The organism is Fulvimarina fulva (assembly GCF_039652615.1).
Classification (GTDB): Bacteria; Pseudomonadota; Alphaproteobacteria; order Rhizobiales; family Rhizobiaceae; genus Fulvimarina.
This window is the reverse complement of record NZ_JBDJAC010000032.1, coordinates 1-1,732: the sequence shown is the minus strand read 5'-3', so window position 1 is coordinate 1,732 and position 1,732 is coordinate 1. Positions and strand designations below refer to the sequence as shown.

Sequence of the window (1,732 nt, the reverse complement as noted above, 5' to 3'; positions counted from 1 at the left end):
CCGTTGTCAGCTGCGGGGGTTAGCCATGTCAATGGGAGTGAGGATTTTCCGTCAGGACGTTGGCAGGGCATCGATGCCCGCGGTGTCGCACCTTTTTTAAGGTGAAGCGTGGCTTTTTCGGCCCGTCGTCCGGCAGACCCCTTCTCCCATATCAACGGCATGGGAGGTTATTGCCTTGAAACTTCGTCATTTCGCGACCGCGCTGCTCGCCGTCGCCTTCGCAGGTCCCACCCTCGCGCAGGACAAGATCACCACCATCGAACGGCCCGAATGCGTCGCGCCCGCCCAGCCCGGCGGCGGCTTCGATCTCACCTGCCGCATCGCCCAGCGCGGTCTCGAAGGCGTCCTGTCCAACCCCGTCCAGGTCACCTTCATGCCGGGCGGCATCGGCGCTGTCGCCATCAACCTCTTCAACACCACCCGCACCGACGATCCCAACGCCATCGTCGCCTTCTCCTCCGGCTCGCTCCTCAACATGGTGACGGGCAAATACGGCGAATGGGGCGCGAACGACGTCAAGTTCACCGCGACCGCCGGCACGGACTACGGCGCGATCATCGTGCGCGCCGATTCCCAGTACAAGGATCTCGCCGGTCTGATGAAGGCCCTCAAGGACGACGTCAGCAGCGTCGTCATCGGCGCAGGCGGCTCGGTCGGCTCCCAGGACTGGATGAAGGCCGCGCTTCTGGTGCGCGCCGAAGGCCTCAATCCGCGCGAGATGCGCTATGTCGCATTCGATGGCGGCGGCGACGCGATGAGCGGTCTCCTCGGCGGCTCCATCGCGGTCTATACCGGCGATGTGGGCGAGATCACCAGCCAGCTCGAAGCCGGCACCGTGCGCGTCCTCGCGGTCATGACCAAGGATCGCCTGCCCGCCCCCCTGGCGGACATCCCGACCACCAACGAGCTCGGCTACCCCGATGCCGACTGGGCCATCCTGCGCGGCTACTACATGGGCAAGAACGTCTCCGACGAAGCCTACAACACCTGGGTCTCCGCGTTCGAGAACGCCTACAAGACCGAGGAATGGAAACAGGTCGTCACCGCCCAGGGCCTGCAGGTCTACGACAAGGCCGGCGAAGAACTGCATGACGACATCATGAAGCGCATCGACGTCATGCGCCAGATCGCGCAGGACGCCGGTCTGATCCAGCAATAGCCGTCCTCCCGGCTCGCCTGGCGGCGCGGCCCGATCCCGGACCTCTCGTCGATCCGCTTTCCTGAACGGACGAGGGGCACGCGGAAGGGGCCGCGCCGTATCCCGTCAAAGCCGATGCCGATCCCCCGCCCGGGGCTCGCCGATCGCATCATGCGGGACCGCAAGACCTGGAGAATGAAGCCCGGTTTCGATTTCGGATCTCATACGAAATCCGTTTGATCGCTTCGCGATGACGGATTTAAAGAACGCTCATACGCCGCGCGGGCTTGGATTCCGTCCCCGGCCTGATCAGCCGGAAACGGTATCATGTCCAGGGGCGCTCCGTTCTGACAGCGTGCGCATCCCCTTCAACCTTTCGCAGGGACCGTCTCATGGCCGACCGCATCTTCGCGGGCGCGTTGTTTCTCGTCGCACTCGCCTACACCTACATCGCCTTCTTCATCTTGCAGGCGCCCTTTCAATACGATCCCCTCGGACCGGAAAGCTGGCCGCAGATCCTCGGCGTCGTCGCCCTCCTGTGCCTTGCCTATGTCTTCATCAGGCCGGACAAGGATCGCTTCGACCTGCCCTACA

General features: G+C 64.0%; 1 protein-coding gene and 1 pseudogene. Both read left to right on the top strand.

Annotation, left to right across the window (positions count from 1 at the left end; genetic code table 11):
• The first annotated feature begins 175 nt into the window (after positions 1-175).
• Entirely contained in the window at positions 176-1,159 is a 984-nt protein-coding gene (locus ABDX79_RS19635; protein WP_346221983.1) for a Bug family tripartite tricarboxylate transporter substrate binding protein, read from the top strand.
• A gap of 371 nt (positions 1,160-1,530) precedes the next feature.
• Positions 1,531-1,732: pseudogene (locus ABDX79_RS19630) on the top strand (tripartite tricarboxylate transporter TctB family protein); the annotation flags it as partial.